This window comes from Pseudomonas sp. 18.1.10, from assembly GCF_024655625.1.
Taxonomy (GTDB): domain Bacteria; phylum Pseudomonadota; class Gammaproteobacteria; order Pseudomonadales; family Pseudomonadaceae; genus Aquipseudomonas.
Window position 1 is genome coordinate 1 of record NZ_JANLGL010000254.1, and the last position, 7,076, is coordinate 7,076.

5 protein-coding genes are annotated in these 7,076 nt (G+C 62.9%); all 5 read right to left on the reverse strand.

All coding sequences use genetic code 11. The features are described 5' to 3' along the window. Nucleotides 1-152: 152 nt before the first annotated feature. The 5 genes from NUV89_RS26065 to NUV89_RS26085 all read right to left on the reverse strand — a co-directional run bounded on the left by NUV89_RS26065 (nt 153) and on the right by NUV89_RS26085 (nt 6,927). Nucleotides 153-863, reverse strand: coding sequence for a membrane integrity-associated transporter subunit PqiC (locus tag NUV89_RS26065; protein ID WP_257783582.1), 711 nt, complete (start codon nt 861-863; stop codon nt 153-155). Between the two features lie 175 nt (nt 864-1,038). Further along, nucleotides 1,039-3,303, reverse strand: a complete 2,265-nt coding sequence (gene parC / locus NUV89_RS26070) for a DNA topoisomerase IV subunit A (RefSeq protein WP_257783583.1) — start codon at nt 3,301-3,303, stop codon at nt 1,039-1,041. Between the two features lie 70 nt (nt 3,304-3,373). After that, nucleotides 3,374-4,369: an esterase-like activity of phytase family protein gene (locus NUV89_RS26075; protein ID WP_257783584.1), complete on the reverse strand. Its 996-nt coding sequence runs from the start codon at nt 4,367-4,369 to the stop codon at nt 3,374-3,376. After that, nucleotides 4,369-6,273 (reverse strand): DNA topoisomerase IV subunit B, encoded by a 1,905-nt coding sequence (gene parE / locus NUV89_RS26080; RefSeq protein ID WP_017734940.1) that lies wholly within the window; start codon nt 6,271-6,273, stop codon nt 4,369-4,371. Before parE ends, NUV89_RS26075 begins: the two co-directional genes overlap by 1 nt. A 45-nt stretch (nt 6,274-6,318) precedes the next feature. After that, nucleotides 6,319-6,927: a YqiA/YcfP family alpha/beta fold hydrolase gene (locus tag NUV89_RS26085; protein ID WP_257783585.1), complete on the reverse strand. Its 609-nt coding sequence runs from the start codon at nt 6,925-6,927 to the stop codon at nt 6,319-6,321. Between the last annotated feature and the right edge of the window lie 149 nt (nt 6,928-7,076).

Here is a 7,076-nt window from a genome sequence, read left to right on the forward strand (position 1 = left end):
AGTCGATACATCAGTGACTGAATCACCGCTTTCGCGAGCAAGCCCGCTCCCACACAAGCCCGCTCCCACAGGTGACCTTCGGTGACATCGGAACCGCGCACAAACAAAAAGGCCCGCTGAATCAGCGGGCCTTTTTTTGTCTGCGATTCAGATCAGAACCTGAACACTTCCATATCCGTACGAATCGGCGTTGCCATCGGCATCTTCGGCTTCTGCGGCTCAGCCGGCTTGGCCGTCTGCACCGGGGCCTGCTTGCGCGGCGCCTCGGCAATCGGCGCCTGGTTGGCCAATGGCTTGAGGGCCACCGACAACTGCTGTGCCAAATGCTGCAACAACACGCCCTGGGCCTGGACCTGGGACGCGGTGGTGCCGGCGTGCTCTTCCTGCAAGTGCACGATGCGGCTGTCGCGTACCTGGCCACGGCGGTCGATCAGGCGCCACTGGGCATCCAGGATCGCCGGCTGCGAGGTGCCGGAGTCCAGGCGCGTGATGGTCAGCAAGACCTGCACATCCGGGCTGAACGCCGCTGGCGCAGGCGCCAGCACCACACGCTGGCTGTCCAGGTGACCGGCCACTTGGCGCAGCATCAGCTGGTTGATGTCGGACGACAAACTGCCCGCCCAACGACCATCGGTGGAACCTTGCAGGCTGCCGTCGTTCTGACGTTGCAGCAGGGTTTCGCGTTGCAGGTAGTCCGCCACGACGACCGGGCCGAGCAAGACCGCCATGCCGGCAGCCTGGGCTGGCTGCGCGGGGCTGCCGCTGTCCAGCTGGTACAGCGACACCGGCTGGTGCGTGCTGCAACCCGCCAACCCCAACAGGCCAGCGAGCATCAAAAATAAAGGAACGCGTGGAGCGGTCATCATCCCATCCAGGTGGCTGCCACACGGCGAACCACAACTAATACTGAAAAAACCCTAAATACGCGCGGCCACGCCGGCGCTGGAAAGGCCATATCATCCGTGAATATGCGCCATGACTCCAGCGCCAAAGCGTCGATCTACGCGTTAAATCGTAGATCGAGGGCTCTAATACGCGTTAAACCGGCGCTTCCACCAACAAAGCATCCACACGCTGGAAGCCCCGTGGCAGTTTGTTGCCACGCCGACCACGCTCACCCTTGTAGTGCTCAAGGTCGTCAGGACGCAGCGACAACGTGCGCTTACCGGCCTGCAGCACCAGGGTCGCGCCTTCCGGGATCACTGCGATGTCGGTCACGTACTCTTCGCGACTGGCCACGCGCTCGCCAGGAATGCCGATGATCTTGTTGCCCTTGCCCTTGCCCAGCTGCGGCAGGTCGCTGATCTTGAACACCAGCAAACGCCCCTCGGTGGTCACCGAGGCCAGCCAGTTGCTTTCGCGATCGTCCACCGGCCGCGGCAGGATCACCTTGGCGTTGTTCGGCAGGCTCAACAGGGCCTTGCCCGCCTTGTTCTTGGCCTGCAGGTCTTCACCCTTGACCACGAAGCCGTAACCCGCGTCCGACGCAATCACGTACAGCGAATCGTCCTCCGGCAGCAGCACGCACTCGAAATTCGCCCCCGGCGGCGGCGTCAGGCGCCCGGTCAGCGGCTCGCCCTGGCCCCGTGCAGACGGCAAGGTGTGAGCCGGCACCGAATAGCTGCGCCCGGTCGAGTCGATAAACACCGCAAACTGGTTGGAACGCCCGGCCGCAGCGGTCTTGAAGCCGTCGCCCGCCTTGTACGACAGGCCGGTGGCGTCAATATCATGCCCCTTGGCCGAACGAACCCAACCCTTTTCCGACAGAACGACGGTAATTTTCTCGTTTGGCAGCAGCTCGGTTTCGGTCAGCGCCTTGGCTTCGGCGCGCTGGACGATTGGCGAGCGGCGGTCGTCGCCGTAGGTTTCGGCGTCCTTAATCAATTCGGTGCGCACCAGCTTCTTCAGCTTGGTTTCGCTGCCCAACAGGGCTTGCAGCTTGGCTTGTTCCTTGAGCAGCGCGTCTTGTTCGTCGCGCAGCTTCATTTCTTCCAGGCGTGCCAACTGGCGCAAACGCGTTTCCAGGATGTATTCAGCCTGGGTCTCGCTCAATTGGAAACGCTCGATCAGCGCGGACTTGGGGTGCTCGGCCGTACGGATGATGTGGATCACTTCATCCAGGTTGAGGTAGGCAATCAACAAGCCGTCCAACAGGTGCAAGCGGCGCTCGACCTTGTCCAGGCGGAATTGCAGGCGGCGACGCACGGTCTGCACGCGGAACTCCAGCCATTCCACCAGCAGGTTGCGCAGGTTTTTCAGCTGCGGCTTGCCGTCCAGGCCGATGATGTTGACGTTGACCCGGTAGCTCGACTCGAGGTCGGTGCTGGCGAACAAATGCTGCATCAGCACTTCGTGATCGACCCGGCTGTTGGTCGGGATAATCACGATGCGGCACGGGTTTTCGTGGTCGGACTCGTCACGCAGGTCGGCCACTTGCGGCAGTTTCGACGGCTTGGCCTGCATCAGTGCGGCGATCTGTTCCAGCACCTTGGCGCCAGACACCTGGTGCGGCAGCGCAGTGACGATAATGTCGCCATCTTCGATGTGGTACACGGCGCGCATGCGCACCGAGCCCTTGCCGGTTTCGTACATCTTCAGCAAGTCGGCGCGCGGCGTGATGATTTCCGCCTCGGTCGGGTAGTCCGGGCCCTGGATATGCTCGCAGAGCTGCTCGACCGTGGCCTTGGGCTCATCGAGCAAGCGCACGCACGCCGTGGCCACTTCACGCAGGTTATGCGGCGGCACGTCGGTGGCCATGCCCACGGCGATGCCGGTGGTGCCATTGAGGAGGATATTCGGCAAACGTGCCGGCAACACCAGCGGCTCGTCGAGCGTGCCGTCGAAGTTCGGGCCCCAATCGGCGGTGCCCTGCCCCAGCTCGCTCAGCAACACTTCCGAGTAACGCGACAGGCGCGCCTCGGTGTAACGCATGGCGGCGAAGGACTTCGGATCATCCGGCGCACCCCAGTTGCCCTGACCGTCCACCAGCGTGTAGCGGTAGCTGAACGGCTGGGCCATCAGCACCATGGCTTCGTAGCAGGCGGAGTCGCCGTGGGGGTGGAACTTGCCCAGCACGTCGCCGACGGTACGCGCCGACTTCTTGTGCTTGGAATCAGCGTCCAGGCCCAACTCACTCATGGCGTAGATGATGCGCCGTTGCACGGGCTTCAGGCCGTCGCCGATATGCGGCAAGGCACGGTCCATGATTACGTACATGGAGTAGTTGAGGTAGGCACTTTCGGTGAAGTCAGCCAGCGACCGGCGTTCTACGCCATCTAAGCTGTCTGCAAGGATGTCACTCATGCGGGCCTCATCATTGGGTAAGGCGCGGCGGAAATGCCGCGGCGCCGGGTCAATTCAAAAAAATCAGGGTTCATGGCTGGGCACTCCAGCCACCGGCCGGGGCGGCGAAACGATAGACCACCGGGCGTTTTTCACCATCGGCGCGGGGGCCGAAGTTGTTGTCGATGCCCAGCCAGGCACCGTCTGCGTCCACCACCAGGGCTTCGGCCAGGCCATAGGCCTGAGGATAGCGCCGCTCGGGCGTCAGGGTTTCGTCGGCAAACGACCAGCACAGCTCGACCTTGGCCGTGACCGCATCGCGTCGGCAGATCTGGAACGCATTGCGCTCCAGGGTAAACAGCTTGCCGTTGAACAGCGCCAGGTCGGCAAAGTCCTTGGACACGGCCTTGGCATGGGTGAACTTGACCGGCTGCACTTCCTGGCCGGCTTCGCTGAGCAATACACACGGCCCGTCGCAATCCCACACGCTTTGCCCACGCTTGATCGAGATTAGGCCGCGCCTTTCGCGCTCGGCTGCCAGCCAAATCTGATTGCCTTCAGGATTGATCGCCAGCCCCTCAAACAACGCATTGAAGTGCAGCAACATGCCGCTGGCCCGCGCTTCACGCACCATGCCTGGGGCGATTTTCAACCACTCGGGCGCGCCGTTCACCGGCACTTGCAGCACCGCCGCATGGGCTTCGCTGACAATGTAGCGGTTACCCGCGGCATCGCAGCTGATGCCTTCAAAATCCAGGTCGCCACCACGAATGAACGACGCAGCCTTGGTGCGCGAGCGCAAACCCCAGGGCAAGCCGGACTCCGGCACCGGCGGCACGTCGATCTTCACCGTTTCGGCCTGCCAGGTCGGCGCGCTGATATCCAGGCGATAGATCTGGTCGTCATCACGGTCGGAAACCGTCCACAGTTCCTTGCCACACAAGGCCAGGCCCGACAGGTTGCCGCCGCGCATGCCGTCCACCGCGTGTTCGGAGACGAGTTTCAGCTCAGCCACGGGCGCGGCAACGACCGAGGTCGCCACCAACCCGCTCCACATCAGGATCGCCAGGGCGAAACCTGTGCGCATCAGCCCAGCACCTCGGCAAGGTTGCCTTTGGATTCCAGCCAGGACTTGCGGTCCGGTGCGCGTTTTTTCGCCAGCAGCATGTCCATCATTTCCGACGTGGCGGCGTAGTCTTCCAGGGTCAACTGCACCAGGCGCCGGGTGTTCGGGTCCATGGTGGTTTCGCGCAGTTGCGGCGGGTTCATTTCACCCAGGCCTTTGAATCGCGTGACCTGTGGCTTGCCGCGTTTCTTCTCGGCCACCAGGCGGTCGAGGATGCCATCGCGCTCGGCTTCGTCGAGGGCGTAGAAGATCTCTTTGCCGAGGTCGATGCGGTACAGCGGCGGCATGGCGACGTAGACGTGACCGGCATCCACCAATGGGCGGAAGTGCTGGACGAACAACGCGCACAGCAAGGTGGCGATGTGTAGGCCGTCGGAGTCGGCGTCGGCGAGGATGCAGATCTTGCCGTAGCGCAGCTGGCTCATGTCCGCCGCGCCCGGATCGACGCCGATGGCCACGGCGATGTTGTGCACTTCCTGGCTGGCCAGGACTTCGCTGCCATCGACTTCCCAGGTGTTGAGGATCTTGCCGCGCAACGGCAGGATCGCCTGGAACTCTTTATCCCGCGCTTGCTTGGCCGAACCACCGGCGGAATCACCTTCCACCAGGAACAGCTCGGAGCGCATCGGGTCTTGCCCGGCGCAGTCGGCCAGCTTGCCCGGCAGTGCCGGACCGGCGGTGATGCGCTTGCGCTCGACCTTCTTGCTGGCCTTCAAGCGACGGCCGGCGTTGTTGATCGCCAGCTCCGCCAGGGCCAGGCCCAGCTCCGGGTGTTCATTAAGCCACAGGCTGAACGCATCCTTGACCACGCCCGAAACAAACGCCGCCGCCTCGCGGGACGACAGGCGCTCTTTGGTCTGGCCGGAGAATTGCGGCTCCTGCATTTTCATCGACAGCACGAACGCAATGCGCTCCCACACGTCTTCCGGCGCCAGCTTCACGCCGCGCGGCAGCAGGCTGCGGTATTCGCAGAATTCGCGCATGGCATCGAGCAAGCCCTGGCGCAAGCCGTTGACGTGGGTGCCGCCCTGGGCCGTGGGGATCAGGTTGACGTAGCTTTCCTGCACGCTGTCGCCGCCTTCGGGCAGCCACAACAGGGCCCAGTCGACGGCTTCTTTATTGCCGGCTAGGCTGCCGCAGAACGGCTCGTTGGGCAGGCGTTCGAAGTCGCTGACGGAGTCTTCCAGGTAGGAGCGCAGGCCGTCTTCGTAGTGCCATTCGACCTTCTCGCCGGTGCCTTTGTCTTCAAAGGTGACGAGCAGGCCCGGGCACAGCACAGCCTTGGCCTTGAGCACGTGCTTGAGGCGGCTGATGGAAAATTTCGGCGAATCGAAGTATTTCGGGTCCGGCGCGAAGTACACGCTGGTCCCGGTGTTGCGCTTGCCAACGGTGCCGATCACGGCCAGGTCGGTGGCTTTGTAGCCATCGGCGAAGGTCATCTCGTATTCGTTGCCATCGCGCTTGACCCGGACCCGCACCAGCGTGGACAGGGCGTTGACCACGGAAATCCCCACGCCGTGCAAGCCACCGGAAAACTGGTAGTTCTTGTTGGAGAACTTGCCGCCGGCGTGCAGCTTGGTAAGGATCAGCTCGACGCCCGGCACGCCCTCTTCCGGGTGGATGTCCACCGGCATGCCACGGCCGTCGTCGGACACTTCCAGGGAATGGTCGGCGTGAAGAATGACGTGCACCGACTTGGCGTGGCCGGCCAGGGCTTCGTCGACGCTGTTGTCGATGACTTCCTGGGCAAGGTGGTTCGGCCGGCTGGTGTCGGTGTACATGCCGGGGCGTTTGCGCACCGGGTCGAGGCCCGAGAGGACTTCGATGGCGTCGGCGTTATAAGAGCTAGCGCTGGGAGTGGCCATGGGGTCTCGTCGTGAGTCGTTCGATTAAAAAGTGACCTGCGATTTCTACAGTGACGAAAAATCGAAGGATTGATACTGATCTGCGCCAATGCCGGCAAAACTCAAGAGCGCCGGCAATTGCTGGGCGAACCCCTGGTAACCATGGTCGCCGCCGGCCTGGATGCGCAAGGCACAGGCCCGGTAGTACTGTTGGGCGAGGCGATAATCCAGCGTTTCATCGCCGGTTTGCAACCACACCTGGTAACGCCCGGCGTCCTGGGGCGCCACCACTTCCAACTCGGCCAGGGCCGTGACGTGGTCGTGGGTCAACTCCCAGGTTTCATCGGTGTAGAGGTTCTTCTGGGTGCCCAGGTAACCGTCGAACATCCGATGGGGGCTGACGGCCGGGTTGACCAGCAGCGCCTTGAGGCCATGGCGCTCGGCAAGATGGGTTGCATAGTAGCCGCCGAGTGAGCTGCCGACCAGCAGCGGGCGCCCCAGTTCAGCGATCGCCGCTTCCAGCTGGGGAATTGCCTGACGCGGGTGGTGATGCAGGGCCGGCACGCGCAGCTGGTCGGCCAGGCCGAGGGCATCCATCACACGGATCAACTGGCTGGCCTTGTTGGATGCCGGCGCACTGTTGAAGCCGTGGATATACAGGATCGAAGCGGACATGCCGGGCTCTCCATGACGTGGGCCAAAGAGGCGCAGTTTACAGGGATAGAAGCCTTGTGTGATGACCTCAATCCAGTGGACACCAAAGAACCATTGTGGGAGCGGGCTTGCTCGCGAATGCGGTGGGTCAGCTTGCATATGTATTGGCT

Coding starts and splice junctions, on each gene's coding strand:
- NUV89_RS26075 (WP_257783584.1), bottom strand. CDS start 4,369: ATGCGCACAGGTTTCGCCCTGGCGATCCTGATGTGGAGCGGGTTGGTG.
- parC (WP_257783583.1), bottom strand. CDS start 3,303: ATGAGTGACATCCTTGCAGACAGCTTAGATGGCGTAGAACGCCGGTCG.
- NUV89_RS26065 (WP_257783582.1), bottom strand. CDS start 863: ATGACCGCTCCACGCGTTCCTTTATTTTTGATGCTCGCTGGCCTGTTG.
- NUV89_RS26085 (WP_257783585.1), bottom strand. CDS start 6,927: ATGTCCGCTTCGATCCTGTATATCCACGGCTTCAACAGTGCGCCGGCA.
- parE (WP_017734940.1), bottom strand. CDS start 6,273: ATGGCCACTCCCAGCGCTAGCTCTTATAACGCCGACGCCATCGAAGTC.